This window comes from Amycolatopsis sp. cmx-4-61 (genome assembly GCF_046548775.1).
Taxonomy (GTDB): Bacteria; Actinomycetota; Actinomycetes; order Mycobacteriales; family Pseudonocardiaceae; genus Amycolatopsis.
The window spans coordinates 155,907-171,373 of the sequence record NZ_JAEBEI010000016.1; the positions used below are offsets into that span (position 1 = coordinate 155,907).

13 protein-coding genes are annotated in these 15,467 nt (G+C 72.5%); 6 read left to right on the forward strand and 7 right to left on the reverse strand.

Annotated features, from left to right (window positions below):
• Positions 1 to 142: 142 nt before the first annotated feature.
• From ACLJOU_RS34715 to ACLJOU_RS34730, 4 genes are all read left to right on the forward strand, one after another.
• Complete coding sequence (locus ACLJOU_RS34715; RefSeq protein ID WP_410573485.1) at positions 143 to 1,018, forward strand: alkaline phosphatase family protein; 876 nt, start codon at positions 143 to 145, stop codon at positions 1,016 to 1,018.
• Positions 1,019 to 1,022: 4 nt separating this feature from the next.
• The gene (locus ACLJOU_RS34720; RefSeq protein WP_410573486.1) at positions 1,023 to 2,276 is read left to right on the forward strand and encodes an MFS transporter; all 1,254 of its coding nucleotides are present in this window, start codon (positions 1,023 to 1,025) and stop codon (positions 2,274 to 2,276) included.
• A complete protein-coding gene (locus tag ACLJOU_RS34725) occupies positions 2,273 to 3,247 on the forward strand; it encodes a TolB family protein (RefSeq protein WP_410573487.1) in 975 nt (324 codons plus the stop codon). Before ACLJOU_RS34720 ends, ACLJOU_RS34725 begins: the two co-directional genes overlap by 4 nt.
• Before the next feature lie 69 nt (positions 3,248 to 3,316).
• Positions 3,317 to 4,105 carry an aminotransferase class IV family protein gene (locus tag ACLJOU_RS34730; protein WP_410573488.1) on the forward strand — a complete coding sequence of 263 codons (789 nt, stop codon included), beginning with the start codon at positions 3,317 to 3,319 and terminating at the stop codon, positions 4,103 to 4,105.
• A gap of 41 nt (positions 4,106 to 4,146) precedes the next feature.
• Here ACLJOU_RS34730 and ACLJOU_RS34735 read toward each other — a convergent pair whose 3' ends face one another.
• Together ACLJOU_RS34735 and ACLJOU_RS34740 are read right to left on the reverse strand one after the other, a co-directional pair.
• The gene (locus ACLJOU_RS34735; RefSeq protein ID WP_410573489.1) at positions 4,147 to 4,551 is read right to left on the reverse strand and encodes a hypothetical protein; all 405 of its coding nucleotides are present in this window, start codon (positions 4,549 to 4,551) and stop codon (positions 4,147 to 4,149) included.
• Between the two features lie 413 nt (positions 4,552 to 4,964).
• Positions 4,965 to 6,293, reverse strand: coding sequence for a 3-hydroxybutyrate oligomer hydrolase family protein (locus ACLJOU_RS34740; protein ID WP_410573574.1), 1,329 nt, complete (start codon positions 6,291 to 6,293; stop codon positions 4,965 to 4,967).
• A gap of 192 nt (positions 6,294 to 6,485) precedes the next feature.
• Here ACLJOU_RS34740 and ACLJOU_RS34745 point away from each other — a divergent pair, with 192 nt between their 5' ends.
• A complete protein-coding gene (locus ACLJOU_RS34745; protein ID WP_410573490.1) occupies positions 6,486 to 7,700 on the forward strand; it encodes an alpha/beta hydrolase family esterase in 1,215 nt (404 codons plus the stop codon).
• 60 nt (positions 7,701 to 7,760) lie between these two features.
• Here ACLJOU_RS34745 and ACLJOU_RS34750 read toward each other — a convergent pair whose 3' ends face one another.
• The 3 genes from ACLJOU_RS34750 to ACLJOU_RS34760 form a co-directional block, all read right to left on the reverse strand.
• Positions 7,761 to 8,189, reverse strand: a complete 429-nt coding sequence (locus ACLJOU_RS34750) for a hypothetical protein (RefSeq protein WP_410573491.1) — start codon at positions 8,187 to 8,189, stop codon at positions 7,761 to 7,763.
• 289 nt (positions 8,190 to 8,478) lie between these two features.
• Positions 8,479 to 10,674 carry a TOMM precursor leader peptide-binding protein gene (locus ACLJOU_RS34755; RefSeq protein WP_410573492.1) on the reverse strand — a complete coding sequence of 732 codons (2,196 nt, stop codon included), beginning with the start codon at positions 10,672 to 10,674 and terminating at the stop codon, positions 8,479 to 8,481.
• On the reverse strand, positions 10,671 to 10,958 hold the full coding sequence (locus ACLJOU_RS34760; RefSeq protein ID WP_410573493.1) for a hypothetical protein: 288 nt from the start codon (positions 10,956 to 10,958) through the stop codon (positions 10,671 to 10,673). Before ACLJOU_RS34760 ends, ACLJOU_RS34755 begins: the two co-directional genes overlap by 4 nt.
• Positions 10,959 to 11,168: 210 nt before the next feature.
• Here ACLJOU_RS34760 and ACLJOU_RS34765 point away from each other — a divergent pair, with 210 nt between their 5' ends.
• Positions 11,169 to 12,251, forward strand: coding sequence for a hypothetical protein (locus ACLJOU_RS34765; protein WP_410573494.1), 1,083 nt, complete (start codon positions 11,169 to 11,171; stop codon positions 12,249 to 12,251).
• 3 nt (positions 12,252 to 12,254) lie between these two features.
• Here the strand turns inward: ACLJOU_RS34765 and ACLJOU_RS34770 are convergent, their stop codons facing one another.
• Together ACLJOU_RS34770 and ACLJOU_RS34775 are read right to left on the reverse strand one after the other, a co-directional pair.
• Complete coding sequence (locus ACLJOU_RS34770) at positions 12,255 to 14,111, reverse strand: helix-turn-helix domain-containing protein (RefSeq protein WP_410573495.1); 1,857 nt, start codon at positions 14,109 to 14,111, stop codon at positions 12,255 to 12,257.
• Position 14,112: 1 nt separating this feature from the next.
• Positions 14,113 to 15,438, reverse strand: a complete 1,326-nt coding sequence (locus ACLJOU_RS34775) for an MFS transporter (RefSeq protein ID WP_410573496.1) — start codon at positions 15,436 to 15,438, stop codon at positions 14,113 to 14,115.
• Positions 15,439 to 15,467: the final 29 nt, after the last annotated feature.

Below are 15,467 nucleotides of genomic sequence, written 5' to 3' on the forward strand. Positions count from 1 at the left end.
ACACCGGAAAGGCATTCACCCACTCTTTCCGTTGTCCGCCGGAGGTTTCCTGGTGTTCACGAGCCGGACCACGGCACGGCACGTCCCGGCCCCCTGCCGTGGACATCATGAGGCGCCCTCACCCGCCACCGTTGGAGGACCCATGATCCGCAAGCGGATCTTCGCCGCCTTCGCCGCCGCCACCCTGGTCACCGCCGGTGTCGTCGGCGCGGCCGTCGTCACCGGAACGGCCGAGCCGGCCGCGATCCGGCCGACCGCGTCGACCGTGCCGGCGTTCGACCACATCGTCCTGGTGATGTTCGAGAACAAGAAGTACTCCTCGATCAACGGCAGCTCCAGCGCGCCCTACTTCAACACCCTCGCCTCGCAGAGCGCGAAGTTCACGAACTCCTTCGCGATCACCCACCCGAGCCAGCCGAACTACGTCGCCCTCTTCTCCGGCGCGACGCAGGGCGTCACCGACGACACCTGCCCCGCGAACCTCGGCGCGAAGGCCAACCTCGGCCGACAGCTGATCGACGCGGGCAAGAGCTTCAAGGGCTACTCCGAAGCGATGCCGTCGGACGGCTACACCGGCTGCTCCAGCGGCACCTACCGGCGCAAGCACAACAGCTGGGTGGACTTCTCGAACGTCCCCTCCGCCAGCAATGTCCGGTTCTCGAGCTTCCCGTCCGACTTCACCCAGCTGCCGACCGTTTCGTTCGTCACGCCCGACATGTGCAACGACATGCACGACTGCTCCATCGGCACCGGCGACACGTGGCTGAAGAACCACCTCGACGCCTACGCCCAGTGGGCCAAGACGCACAACAGCCTGCTGATCACCACCTTCGACGAGGACAGCGGCACCTCGGTCAACCAGATCTTCACGACGTTCACCGGCGCCGGCGTCAAGGTCGGCAGCTACAGCGAGTCGATCAACCACTACACCGTGCTGCGCACGATCGAGGCGTCCTACGGCCTGCCCGGCATCGGCAACGCCGCGAGCAAGTCGCCGATCACCGACGTCTGGCAGTAACCGCGTGTACCTGTCCACCATCGGCCGCCGAGAGCATGCTGGGACGGTGTCCCGGCGCAAGCTCTCGGCGGTCGGCGCGAACGTCTTCGCGCTGGGTGCCGTCAGCCTGGTCACCGACGTCTCCTCGGAGATGGTCACCGCGGTCCTGCCGGTCTACCTGGTGCTCGGCCTGCACCTCGGGCCGGCCGCCTACGGCCTGGTCGACGGCCTCTACACCGGCGCGACGGCCTTGCTGCGGATCGTCGGCGGGTACGTCGCCGACCGGGTCCGGCGGCGCAAGGTCGTGGCCGGCGCCGGCTACGCGCTGTCCGCGGTGGCGAAGCTCGGCCTGCTCGCGGCCGGGGCGTCGGCGGCCGCGATCGGCGCGGTCATCACGCTCGACCGGACCGGCAAGGGCCTGCGGACCGCGCCGCGCGACGCGCTGATCACGCTGTCGGCTCCCGAGCCGCTGCTCGGGCGCGCCTTCGGCGTGCACCGCGCGATGGACAGCATGGGCGCTTTCGCCGGTCCGCTGGTCGCGCTCGCCGTCCTCGCCGCCTTCGGGGCCGCCGACCCCGAGGCGTTCGACGCCGTGTTCGTCGTCAGCTTCTGCATCGCCGCCATCGGCGTGCTGCTGCTGGTGCTGTTCGTCCGCGACCGCCGGACGCCGGAATCGACCGCGAACCCGGTCTCGCCCCGTGCGGCGGCGGCGTTGCTGCGCGGCCGCGGGGTGCGCCGGCTGCTGGTGGCCGCGTGCGTGCTCGGGCTGGCCACGGTCGGCGACGGGTTCGTCTACCTGCTCCTGCAGCACCGGGAGGACATCGCCACCGGCTGGTTCCCGCTGCTCGCGGTCGGCACGAACCTGAGCTACCTGCTGCTGGCCACGCCGCTGGGCGCGCTCGCCGACCGGGTCGGGCGGCTGCCGGTGGTGCTCGGCGGGTACGGCGCGCTCGCGCTGGTCTACCTGCTGCTCGCCGGGCCGGTGTCCGGCTGGCCGCTGCTGGTGGCCGCGCTGGCCCTGTACGGCGCGTTCTACGCGGCGACCGACGGCGTCCTCATGGCCCTCGCCGGGCCGCTGCTGCCGGAGTCGTTGCGCACCACGGGGATTTCGCTCGTCCAGACCGCGCAGGCGCTCGCCTACTTCACCTCGTCCGTCCTCTTCGGACTGGCGTGGCAGTTCTGGGGCGCGAACCTCGCCATCGCGGTCGCCGCGGGCGGGGCCGTGGTCGCGATCGCCGTGACGTTCGCGGTGCTCTCCCCGCGGAAGGCGGCGGCGTGAGGACGCGGATCATCATCGCGGTCGTCGGCGTGCTCGTGCTCGCCGGGGCCGCGGTCGCGTACGTCGGCTTCGCCAGCGCACGCAGTCACGACGTCGCCGCGACCGGCGCGGTGAGCCTCGCCCCCGGCCCGCGGCTGCTGTTCCGCAGCACCGCCGACGCCGACCGCGGGCACGTCGCCACGGTGGCGGTCACCGACCCCGGCGGCCCGCGGACGGTGTCGCCGCTGTCGTGCGCGCGGGTGTACGCCGCCGGCGGCACCGGGCTCTGCCTGCGCCAGGACGGCGACCTCACCACCTACCAGCTGGCGGTGCTCGACCGGGGGCTGGGCGTGCAGCGGGAGATCCCGCTGGTCGGGCTGCCGAACCGGGCGCGGGTGTCGGCGAGCGGCCGGATGCTGGCGTGGACGGTGTTCGTCACCGGCGATTCCTACAACGGCGGCCTGTTCTCCACCCGCGCCGGCATCCTCGACACGGCGAACGGCGACCTCGCGGGCACGCTGGAGGACTACGCGGTGACGCTGGACGGCCGGCCGTACCAGGCCGCCGACCTCAACTTCTGGGGCGTGACGTTCACCCGCGACGACCGCCACTTCTACGCGACGATGTCGACAGCCGGCCGCCGCTACCTGGTCGCGGGCGACTTCGCCGCTCACACCGTCCGCACGGTCCACGAGAACGTCGAGTGCCCGTCGCTGTCCCCGGACGGCACGCGGGTGGCGTTCAAGTCCGCCGTGGACGGTGACCCGGCGCGCGGGTGGCGGCTGTCCGTCTTGGACCTGGCGACGTCGAAGGTGACGCCGCTGGCGGAGTCCCGCAGCGTCGACGACCAGCCCGCCTGGCTCGACGACCACACGATCGGCTACGGCCTGCCCCGTGGCCCGGGCCACGCGGACGTCTGGTCGGTACCCGCCGACGGCCGGGGCGCACCCCGGCTGCTGATCCCGGACGCGGAGTCCCCCGCGGCGCTGTGATCACCGATCTCCAGGTGATCTGTCCCATCCGCCGGAAACTCACCCGGTGGGAGCTCCTACGGTGGCCGCATGACGTTCTTCGTGGTGCAACGCAACGGCCGGGCGGCGACGGCCGAGGACTTGGCGCCGCTGGCGTTCGCCGGCTACGCCCACTTCACCGCCATGCAGGTGCGGGATGGCCGGGTGCGCGGCCTCGACCTCCACCTGGCCCGGCTGCGGGCGGCCTCGCTGGAGATGTTCGGCCGGGCGCTGCCCGACGACCGGGTGCGCTCGCTGCTGCGGACGGCGCTGGCCGCCGGCCCCGCCGACGTCTCGCTGACCGCGACGGTGTTCTCCCCGGCCGGGGAACCTTCCCCGGAACCGGAGGTGCTGGTCCGCACCGGGCCACCGGCCGCCGAGCCGGCGGGACCGCTGACGCTGGCCGTCAGCGAGTACGAACGGTTCCTCCCGGCGCGCAAGCACGTCGGCGAAGTGGCCAAGACGTACCTGCTCCACCGGGCGGTGGCCGAGGGCGCCGACGACGCCGTGTTCGTCGACCGCCGGGGCCGGTTCACCGAAGCCACCATCTGGAACATCGCGTTCTGGGACGGCACCGCGGTGGTCTGGCCCGACGCCCCGATGCTGCCCGGCGTGACGATGGGCATCGTGCGCCGGCAGTTCGACCGCCTCGGCGTACCCCAGCACGTCCGGGAAGTCACCGAGGCCGACCTGGCGGAGCTGGCCGGCGGTGTGGTGCTGAACTCGTGGACGCCGGGGGTGGCGGTGCGGCGCATCGGTTCCGTGGAGCTGCCCGAGGCGCCGGCTTTCCTCGAGCTGCTGCACCGGGCGTACGAGGAGGAGCCGCTCACCGCCCCGTGAGGCGCGGCTCGTCACCGGCCGATCCACGTCGCCCTGCGGCGTCAGTCCAGTTTGCGCAACCCGTCCAGGATGCGGCGCATCAGGTCGGTGTCCGGGGGCGCGAAGGCGAACCGCGGCGCCGGGAACCCGACGGTCGCCGGGGCCGGTGGCGGGAGGATGCCCGCCACGCGGCACGGCAGCCGGGGCAGCGGGGCCGGTTCGCGGCGCGTCTGCGCGGGGATCGGCAGGGTCGGCAGGGCGACCGTGCCCGCCTCCGCCAGCTTCCGCGCCGCCAGCTCGCGGCGCAGGCGCGACTGGATCCCGGCCACGGTGAAGTCCGGTTCCGGGTCGGCAACGGCCGCGGCCCGGCGCGGCCGCCGCTCCAGGGTGATCGCCCAAGCGGCCGCGGCGAAGGCCGGCAGCAGCACTCCGGCGACGATCGCGAGACCCGGCAGGTCGACGGCCATCAGGCGGCCCCGGGCACAGGTAGGAGCATGACGTTCACTTCCGGACGGACGGTTCTTCCGCAGCATGGCCGACACCTGGATATTCGATTTCGACGAATCTCGCGGACCCCGAAGCCATCATGAATGACGGTCGACGCTCCCGCAAGCGGCCGAACGGGGTCGCCCGTCCGGACGGTGAAACAGCAGCTCAGCGCGGGTTTCGCGGCGGGTAGACCGCGCCCCTCACCCGGTAATACGGACGTGGGTTCGATCCGGTTCAGCGCAATTTTCCGCCCATTCGCCCCCGCAAAGCGCCCCAATGTGGCCTTCGGTGCGTCACACGCACCCAAGGCGGCCTTCGGTGCGTCACACGCAACCAAGGCGGCCTTCGGTGCGTCACACGCACCGAAGGCCGCCTTGGGGCGCTTGCGGGGTCAGCCCAGCGAGCACGACCTCGCCAGCTCCGCCGGGGTCGCCGCGGCGGGACGCGCGATCGTCGCCGAGGCCGGCGGACGCACTCCGCGCAGCCAGCCCGCCAGCGCGTCGAACGCCGTCCGGAAGCACGGGCCCAGCGGGCGCAGCCGGTCCGGGAAGGCGTCGACGAGCCCGTCGACGTGGTTGCCGCCCTCGACCCGGTAGTACCGGTGCAGTGCCCCGCGGCCCGCGGCCGTGATCATCCGGTCGTAGACGTCCGAGTCACGGGTGATCGGCAACAGCGTGTCGAGCGTGCCGTGCAGGGTCAGCAGCGGTTTGCCGATGCGCCCGGTCAGCGAGATCCGCTCGACCGCCCGAGCGACCGACGCCGGCCGTGAGGCATACGCGTAGTCGGCGTCACAGGACGGCGTTCCCGAGGCGCAGAACGGGGTGCCGGCCTCGAGGGCACCGTCGAACGACGGGTCGATCTCCTCCCGGTAGATCCGCTGGGTCAGGTCCCAGTAGACCCGGTAGTGGTAGTCCCACAGGAACTCCGACCCCGGCGCGAAGCCGGCGTCCAAAATGGACTGGTGTGCCGACGCCGATCCCGCCGCGTACGCCGGGTAAGCACGCAGTGCCGGCGGCAGGAAGGTGAGCAGGTTCGGCCCGTCGGCCCGCCACAGCGTCCCCTCCCAGTCGACGCCGCCGTCGTAGAGCCACGGCCGGTTCTCCAGCTGCCACCGCACGAGGTACCCGCCGTTGGACAGCCCGGCCGCGAGGGTCTTCGCGACCGGACGGCCGTAGTGCCGGGCCGCCGCGGCCCGCGCGGCGAGCGTCAGCTGCGTCACGCGCGAGTTCCACTCCGCCAGCGCGTCCCCCGGCCGGACGCCGTCGGTGTAGAAGGCCGCGCCGGTGTTGCCCTTGTCGGTCGCGGCGAAGGCGTAGCCCTCCGCGAGCGCCTGGTCCCCGATCGCGCGGTCGTTCGCGTACTGGCGCCGGACGCCGGGCGAGCCGGCGACGACCAGGCCGCCGTTCCACCGGTCCGGCAGGCGCAGCACGAACTGCGCGTCGTGGTTCCAGCCGTTGTTGGCGTTCGCCGTCGACGTGTCCGGGAAGTAGCCGTCGACCTGCACACCGGGCACCGCGCCGAACGTCGGCAGCCCCGCCGACGTCAGCCCCGCCCAGTCGGCCTCGACGGTGTGCCCGGACGCGAGCGTGCCGGTCGTCGTCAAGTCGTCCAGGCACACGGCCACGGACTTCTCGGCGCCGGGCACGTTCGCCGTGCAACGACCGGCCGAAGCCGAAGCCGACGCGGGCAGCGCCGCCGCGAGCGCTCCCGCCAGAACCAGAACCAGCCAACCCCGCACGGTCCACCTCCGCCTCTTCCGATGGACCGAACCCAAGCGCGTGCGCCCGCCGGAAGCCATCCCGGCGGCCACCACTAAACGGCGGGCCGATGTGGTGCACGGCCACATGGTCTCCGGCCGGGCGGCCGTCTTAGCGTCACTGGGAACCCTCTCAACGACGAGAAGGAACTCACCATGCGCAAACTCGCCTTCGCCGGCCTCGCCGCGATCACCGCCGCCGTGCTGACCACCGTCGGGGTGGCCGCCGCGGATCCGCCGCCTTCGTCCCTCGTCCAGATTTCGTCGTTCGGCGCCAATCCCGGTGCTCTGGCGATGTACACCTACACCCCCGCCGGGCTCGAGACCGGCCGCCCGGTGGTCGTCGCGCTGCACGGCTGCACGCAGAGCGCCGCGGACTACTACGCCCACTCCGGCTGGCCCGAACTGGCCGACCGCTGGCGGTTCGAGGTCGTGTTCCCGCAGCAGTCGACGGCGAACAACTCGCTGAAGTGCTTCAACTGGTTCTCCACCGCGGACGACACCCGCGGCAACGGCGAAGCCGCGTCGGTCAGGTCCATGGTGGACAAGGCGGTCGCCGACCACGGCTCGGACCGCTCCCGGGTGTTCGTCACCGGCCTGTCGGCGGGCGGGGGCATGACCGCCGACCTGCTCGCCGCGTACCCGGACGTCTTCGCCGGGGGCGGCATCGACGCCGGGCTGCCCGCCCAGTGCGCCACGAGCGTCACCGAAGCGACGAACTGTCAGCAGAACGACCAGCACCTGACCCCGGCGCAGTGGGCGGCGAAGGTCAAGGCGCAGTACCCCGGCTACGGCGGGCCGTGGCCGCGGGTGGCGATCTGGCAGGGCACCGGCGACTACACGGTCTACCCGGTCAACGGCACCGAACTGCGCGACCAGTGGACCGCGGTGCACGGCGTCTCGCAGACCCCGACGAGCACGCAGTCCCTGCCGGGCGGCACGACGCTGACGAACTACGCCGACCGGGTGCAGCTGTACTCGATCGCGGGCATGGGCCACGGGACCGCGGTCGACCCGGGCACCGGTTCGACGCAGTGCGGCAGCACCGGCGCGTACTTCCTGGCCGGCATCTGCTCGAGCTACTACACCGGTGTGTTCTTCGGCCTGGACAAGGGATCGGGCAGCACCCCGCCGCCGTCGTCGTCGACCACCACGACCACGGCCACCACGACGACGGCCACCACACCGGCGGGAACTTGCGTGAGCGCGAGCAACTACGCCCACACGCAGGCGGGCCGTGCGCACCAGAGGGCCGGGCAGACGTACGCGAACGGTTCGAACCAGGCGATGGGACTGTGGAACACGTTCACGATCCACGCGTTGCGGGAGACCTCCCCGGGCTACTGGGTGCTGGCCGACGGGCAGTGTTAGAACCCTGTGGCGTCCCGGCCCGGTCGTCGGATCCGACGACCGGGCCGGGACGTCGGAGACCTAGTGGTCGTTGAGGTAGTAGTGGTTGCTCGTGTGCTGGTAGTTCGGGCCCAGGTAGACCCCGACGCCAATGCTCACGTTTTCCGGGAGGTCGTGCGTGCCGCCGTCGGAAGCCCTGGCGGTGGCGCAGGATCCCAAGCCACCGGAGGCGACGAGCTGGTAACGGACGACGTAGGCGCCCGAACTCTGCTGGACGGCCACGTCGGCCCGGGCCGAGAGCCCGTCGGCCGCCGAGTCGCAGACGGACACGACGTCACCGTGCTCTTCGACGTAGACAGTGCCGCCCTTGGCGCTGTCCGTGGTGGTCCACGTGTGGTCCCAGGTGCCGCCGGGCGGGTCCACGGTGGCCGACGCCGACGTCGCGGTCATGAGTGACCCACCGGCGACGAAAGCCGCCGTCGCGACCACGGCCGCAATTTTGTTGCGCATCGAATGACTCCGATTCTCGTACTCGCACAGGGAAAACGGGCGAGCAGTAGTTGATTGACCCCCAGGAAACAACCCCAGTTGCCGAGAGTGCCGGAATCACTCCCGCGGTCCCAGCGGGGTGAGACACTCTCGCCAGGCCGACCGTGCCAGCCGCGGCTGAACGTCGTCAAGCGCCCTCAAACGTTTTACCCCTGCCCGAAGGGTCGTCGAACACGGGAACCTTTGCGCGCCGGGCTGTGACCTGCGAAATCAATATGAACGCCCCTGCTCGCGGCTTTGCGGACAGGCGCTAGAGGAAGATCCGCATCGGGTTGAGGTCTTCATAGGCGGTCGGCTCCGCCAAGCGGCCGAGCCGGACCGGCACGTCGTAGAGCCGGCCGGGCGCGAACCGTGCCCAGAACCCGCGCATCCCCGGCACGATCACCTTGACCACGGGCAAGCCGATGTCCGGCCGCGTCTGGTCGAGCACGAACACCTCCAGCCCGGCCCCTTCCAGCTTGGCCTGCACGAATCGCAGATCCGTCAGCAAGTCGGGCGACGAGAGGTCGGCGGACCGGGCCGGGCCGAGGGCCGGGTCGGGCAGCAGGTACGGCTCCGAAGCCACCGTCGCGTCCCGCAGCCAGCGGACCGCGTCCGGGTCGCCGCCGCCGTGCCACCCGTCGAGGACCGGGGGCAGCATCTGGTTCAGCTCGGTCATGGCGCGCCGCAGTGCGACGGCCGGGTCGAGGTGCGCGCCGAACCCCAGCATGATTGCCTCGGGCGGGCCGCCGGTCCGCCGGGACAGCGCCACCATCACCGGCACACCGAGGTCGGCGGTGATGTCGAGGACCCAAACCTCGCGGCCCAGGTCGGCGTAGGCCTGCCGCAGCTCGGCGAGCCACGGGTCACCGGAGGCGTCCAGGTCGACGGCCGGGTGCCGGGTGCGGTTGTACCACCACAGGGCGGCGGCGTCGCGCTCGACGACCTCGAGCATCCCCTGGAGTGCCGCGTCCTCCAAGGTGCTGCCCGCGGCGTTGCCGTTGGAGTCGGCGAACAACGACGCCGAACCCGGCTGCGCGGGCACGCCGAAGTACAGCATGGCCGTCGGGAACAGCCGGTGTTCGCCGCGGGTCAGCGACCACACCGGCGTCCAGTCGCGCACCACGTCGTCGTCGAACGGGTCGCAGACGAACTGGAACGGGCCGTGGCTGGCGTTGGTGCGCGCGCGGTCGGCGAACTGGCGTTCGTGGAACAGCTGGCACGTGTCCGGGTGCACCGCTTCGCCGTCCAGCGCACGGAAAGTGGCGCGCACCCGTTCCTCGTCGCCGTCGTGGTGCCCGCTGTGCCGTTCGAGGGCTTCGCACAACGCGCCGACTTCAGCCTGCAGCGGGGTGACTCCCTTGCCGCCGTTCTCGCTCCGCAACGCCGTGCTCAGCCGTTCGGCGCCGCGGCGGCCGAGCGCGATGTTCGGACCGGAGCGGAACGAACTGAACAGCGCCGGGCCGCGCGTGTCGCGCTGCAGTTCCTTGACCACGCCGGTCAGCGGGCTGACGAGGTGCCGGTAGGTGGCGAGCACCTGCTCCGGCGGCCACGCGCGGTGCCCGCCGCCACCGGTGTGCGACTTGGGCCGCGGCTCGAACACCACGGGACGGCGGGTCCGTTCCCGCACCAGGCCGGGGTTTCCGCACGACGGGCACTGCGGCCGGGCCCGCACCTCGTGCCGCTCGCCGGTCAGGTCGCGGCTGTCGAACGTCCACAGGGTCCGCTGGCCCGGGTACCGCTGCCCGGCCAGCCATTTGACCGCTTCCAGGGCGACCAGGTTGAGCGCGACGGCGGTCAGCGGCGTCAGCGTGACGTCCGGGCGCGGCACGGGACCGGGCAGGCCGAGTGCCTCGCGCACGTGGGCTTCGGCGGGCCGGTTGCCCCACAGCCGCGCGGCCAGGCAGTGCCGGCAGGGGCCGTCGCCGGGGGTGAAGAACGGGCCGATCCACACCCGCGCCCCGAGCGGTTTCGCGAGCAGCCACGGCCGCCCGGCGGCGCGGTGCTCGGCGTCCACTTCGGACAGCCGCTCGTCGAGGTAGTCGTGGCACAGCACAATGGAAAGGTCGGCGTCTTCGGCCACGGTGAGCCCGGCCGAATGCAGGACGCCGGCCGCCGTGGCATCACCGCCGATCAGCGCGACCCGCCCGCGGACCGGCTCGCCGCCCACGGCGTCCCAGTAGGCCGATTCGGGCGTGGCCGCCGCCGGGCGCAGGCCGATCAGCCCCGCTTCGGCAAGCCGGGTCAGCACCCCGGAAGCCTCGTCCGCGGGGACGCCGGCGGGCAGGTCACGGCGCAGGGCCGCGAAGTCCCTGGTGCCGTCCAGCAACGGGACCAGGGACTCCAGGTGCGGCCCGCGCAGCGCGGTGGCACCGTCTTCGGACAGGACGTAGACCGCGTCGCCGGGCACCACGGCGGTGCTGAGGTGCCGTTTGAACCCGACGAGCGGCGGGGACGGTTCGGTCACCCGGCGGTCGCGGCCACCGGCTCGGGCACGTCCACCCGGCAGTAGCAGGCACGCACCTCGACCGGCTCGGGACGCTCGGCCACGCACGCGCAGATGCACCCGCGAACCGGCTCGACCCGGCAGATGGAACCCGCCACCGGCTCGGCTCGGGTGGCACAGCCGGTACAGAGTCCGGTCGGCGCACCGGCCGGCAGCCGGCCGTCGAGCTGGTCGATCGCCAGTGCGGGCAGTTCGGCCGGGCGCACGTCGAACGCGGCCGCGAGTGCGCTTTCGAATTCCTTCACGAGACCCCCTCGGTTCGGTATCCGTCAACTCCCACCGTGCCCGGTTCGGCGAGGTTCCGCTAGGGCCAGGTGGCTGACGCGCCCGCAGTCGCGCTGCCCAGCGGGTGCCATGGCTTTGCCGCGCGTTCGCCGTTCTGTACCGTGCCTCTGGCCGAGCGACGGATTTCGCCGGTGTACCAACGAAGATCCACTGGGGAAGGGGTCGTGGTCGTGCGCAGAACGGTCGCGTTTCTGGTCGTGGTCATGGCCGCGCTGTTGATACCGGGGACCCCGGCGTGGGCGTCGCTGCAGTGGCACATCGAGCCGACGGCGCTGCCCGCCGATCCCACGGGCTCCGCCCTGGGCGCGGTTTCGTGCGTCTCGGCCGATTTCTGCATGGCGGTCGGCAAGAAGCAGGAGACGCAGGTCGCCGGTCTGGCGGAGGAGTACACCGCCGGCAGCTGGGCGTTGTCGCCGCTGCCGAACGTCGCCGGAGACACGCACCTGAGCGACGTTTCCTGCACGTCGGCCACCGCCTGCACGACGGTCGGCTACGCCGTCGCCGGCGGGGCCACCACTCCGCTGGCCATGCGCTGGGACGGCACCGCGTGGTCGCGCCAGACGCTGCCGGTGATCGCCGGCGGCGAGCTGTACGGGGTGTCCTGCGTTGCCGGCTTCACCTGGTGCCTGGGCGTCGGCCGGTCCGCCGCCGGTGCCGTGGCCCTGCTGTGGAACGGCACCACGTGGGCGCCGACGACCGTGCCCGGCACCGCCGCCGGCGACCAGCTGACCGGCGTGTCGTGCACCCAGCGCGGCGCCTGCACCGCTGTCGGCCGGACCGCCGCGTCACAACCTTTGATCGAACGCTGGAGCGGCGGCGGAACCTGGACCGCCCAGCCGGCCGCGCACAGCAACGACGGGCTCAGCCGGGTGTCCTGCGCCTCCGCCACCTTCTGCGTCGCGGCCGGCTATTTCGTGTCTTCGTACCTCGGCGCCGACATCGAAACGTGGAACGGCACCACCTGGGTCACCTCGGTCGTCGGCCAGTACTTCCGGCTGGACGGCGTCTCCTGCGCCAGCGCGACGAACTGCATGGCCGTCGGCTCGACGCAGAACAGCCCGATCACGCCGGTCGCCTACCGGTGGGACGGCAGCAGCTGGACCGCGACCGCCGCCCCCGTGCCGTCAGGCAGCACCCTCACCGTCTTCACCGGGGTCAGCTGCCCGGCCGCCACCGTGTGCCGGGCCGCCGGCTACTGGCGGCCCAACCAGGATCCGAACGACAGCAGGCCGTTGGCCGAACGCTGGAGCTGACCGCTACCCACGCGGTGCGCCGAGGCGGTGCAGGCGCAGGGCCAGCTGGATCTCCAGCGCGCGGTCCGGCGCCTGCCAGTCCTCCCCCAGCAGCGACGCCACCCGTTCCAGGCGCTGCACCACCGTGTTCACGTGGACGTGCAGCACGTCCTTCGTGCGCGCCAGCTGCGAACCGTTCGCGAAGTACGCCCGGAGCGTGGCGACCAGTTCGGTGCCGCGGCGCTCGTCGTAGTCCAGGACCGGGCCCAGGGTCTGGCGGACGAACGCGTCCAGGTCCGCGCGGTCGCCGAGCAACTGGCCGAGGAACCCCAGCCCCGCCATCGCCGCGCCTTCGCCGGTGCGGCCCAGCGCCAGCAGCGCGCGGACGCAGCGGGCCGCTTCCGCGTGGGCGTCCGCGATCGCCGACGGGCCGCTCGCCGGGCCCGCCGCCCCCACCGTCACCGGGCGGCCGGTGGCCGAGCCGAGGTCGGCCGCGACCCGGCGGGCCAGCTCGTCCGGGTCGCCGGTCGCGAGCAGCACGACTTCCTCGGCGTGCACGCCCACCAGCGTCGCGTGCCGGGCGGCCGCGCTCGCCACGCGCCGCCGCGAGCCGCCGTCCGCGTGCGCGACCAGGACCGCGTGCGGGGCCGACAGGTCGATCCCGAGCCGTCGCCCGCGGGCCAGCAGCGCCCGGGGGTTGCGGCCGGGCGCGGTGAGCAGATCGGTCAGCAGCTCGCCGCGGACCTCGTCCTCCGCGCGCACCACCGATCGCCGCAGCATCAGCAGCAACGCCGTCACGACGCCCGCGCGTTCGAACAGCCGCCGGTCGGGGTCGCTGAGCCCGGCCCGCCCGGCCAGCACCAGGCTGCCGAGCAGTTCCGGCCCGGCCTGCACCGCGCACACCCAGCTGTCCTTTGTGGACACCGCGCGGCCGGTGGCGCGGGCCGCGGCGAGCGCGTCCGCGTCGAGGGCCACCGGCGCCGACGAGCTCGCCAGGAGCGTGCCGTCGGCGTCGTACACCGTGAGGTCGCCGTGCAGCACCGCCGCGACGGCGTCGGCGACGTCCGGGAGGTCGCCGCCGCGGAGGACGAGGTCGGTGAGCCGGTCGTGGGCGTCCTCGGCGCGTTCCATCGTCGCGTTGGCCTCGTTGAGCTCGGCGACCGCGCGGCGGGTCTGGTCGAGCAGGTTCGCGCTGTCCAGGGCGATCGCCGCGTGGTCGGCCAGCGACGACAACAGCGCGACTTCGTCGGCGGAGAACTCCCGGGTCGCCCGGTCGGAGGCGAACAGCACGCCGAGCACCTTCGGGCCGATGGCCAGCGGGACGCCGAGGATGGCCGTCAGGCCCTCGTCTTCGACGCCGGAGTCGATGTGGCGGGTGTGCTTGAACCGGTCGTCGTTGAAGTAGTCCGAGGTGGCGTACGGCCGCGCGGTCTGCGCGACCAGTCCGCCGAGGCCCTCCCCCATGCCCAGCACGATCTGCTGGAACTCCGCCGACACCGACCCGTCGCTGACCCGGATGTAGGTCTTGCCTTCGGCCTCGTTGTTCAGGCTCAGGTACGAGACGTCGACGTTGAGCAGCGCCCGCGCCCGCCGGACGATCGACCGCAGCACGGTGTCCGGGTCGGACAGCCCGGCCAGCTCGCTCGCGGTCTCGAACAACGCGGTGAGCTGGGCTTCCCGCCGCCGGTGCTCGGCCAGGGTTTCGCGGATCCGCAGCGCCAGCTCGCCCGCGCTCGCCAGCGCGGCCAGGTCGGCCGGGCCGAGGGTGCCCCCGGCCCGGGCGGCCACGACGACGTGCGCCAGCTGCTCGGTGCTCGCCCCGGAGGCGAGCAGGTCGAGCAGCCGGCGCAGCGCGTCCGAGGGTGCGGTCACGGCGGTCATGCTAAGGCGAAACGGTCGCCGCTTCCGCCTCGACGTCGTCGTGCAGCGATTCGCCGCGCGTCTCGCGGGCGGACAGCAGCGCGACCACCGTGATCACGCACATCGCGGCGACGTACAGCGACACCGGCACGGTGCTGTGCCACGCCGAGAACAGCGCGACGGCGATCAGCGGCGCGACGGCGCCGGCGGCGATCGACGACAGCTGGCCGCCGACCGAAAGGCCGGTGTAGCGCACCCGGGTCGGGAACTGCTCGGCGAAGAAGGCGGCCTGCGGGCCGTACATCGCGCCGTGCAGCACCAGCCCGACGGTCGCGGCCAGCACGATCACCGGCGACGACTTCGTGTCCAGCAGGGCGAAGAACGCGAAGCCCCACAGCGCCATCCCGATCGCGCCGAACAGGTAGACCGGGCGCCGTCCGACGCGGTCGGACAGCACGCCCCACAGCGGGATCGTCACGAAGTGCACGGCCGAGCCGATGAGCACCGCGGTCAGGCCGACTCCCTTGGGCAGGTGCAGCCCGGTGGTGACGTACACGAGGATGAACGCGGTGATCACGTAGTACGAGACGTTTTCGGCCATCCGCGCACCGATGGTGACGAGCACCTGCCGCCAGCTGCGGCGGAAGACCTCGACCACCGGGACGTGCTTTTCGGTGCGCGCCTCGGCCTGGCGCTGGGCCGCGAGGAACACCGGCGACTCGGCGACGGCCAGCCGGATCCACAGCCCGATCAGCAGCAGCACGCCCGAGAGCAGGAACGGGACGCGCCAGCCCCAGGACATGAACGCCGCGTCGGACTGCGTCGCGGACAGGATCGCCAGCACGGCGGTGGCCAGCAGGTTGCCGCCGGGCGCGCCGCACTGCGGCCGGCTCGCCCAGAAGCCGCGGCGGCGGTCGTCGCCGTGTTCGGAGACGATCAGGACGGCCCCGCCCCACTCGCCGCCGAGCGCGAAGCCCTGGATGAGCCGAAGGAGCGTCAGCAGCAGAGGTGCCGCGACGCCGGCGCTCGCGTACGTCGGCAGGACGCCCATCAGGCAGGTCGAGCCACCCATCAGGACGAGGCTGAGGACCAGCAGCTTCTTCCGGCCGAGCCGGTCGCCGAAGTGGCCGAACACGAGGCCGCCGATCGGGCGGGCGAGGAAGCCGACGGCGTAGGTCAGGAACGCCAGCAGCGTGCCGGTGAGCGGATCCGCCGTCGGGAAGAACAGCTTGTTGAAGACGAGGGCGGCGGCGGAGGTGTAGAGGAAGAAGTCGTACCACTCGATGGTGGTGCCGATCAGGCTCGCGCCGACGATCTTGGCGATCGCCGACCGGTGGGGTTGGCTCACTGCGGGCTCCACTTCCTTGTGGTTTGGTT

Bases quoted from the DNA above. Each gene is read 5' to 3' on its own strand.
- ACLJOU_RS34715 (WP_410573485.1), top strand. From the start codon at position 143: ATGATCCGCAAGCGGATCTTCGCCGCCTTCGCCGCCGCCACCCTGGTC.
- ACLJOU_RS34730 (WP_410573488.1), top strand. From the start codon at position 3,317: ATGACGTTCTTCGTGGTGCAACGCAACGGCCGGGCGGCGACGGCCGAG.
- ACLJOU_RS34735 (WP_410573489.1), bottom strand. From the start codon at position 4,551: ATGGCCGTCGACCTGCCGGGTCTCGCGATCGTCGCCGGAGTGCTGCTG.
- ACLJOU_RS34745 (WP_410573490.1), top strand. From the start codon at position 6,486: ATGCGCAAACTCGCCTTCGCCGGCCTCGCCGCGATCACCGCCGCCGTG.
- ACLJOU_RS34750 (WP_410573491.1), bottom strand. From the start codon at position 8,189: ATGCGCAACAAAATTGCGGCCGTGGTCGCGACGGCGGCTTTCGTCGCC.
- ACLJOU_RS34770 (WP_410573495.1), bottom strand. From the start codon at position 14,111: ATGACCGCCGTGACCGCACCCTCGGACGCGCTGCGCCGGCTGCTCGAC.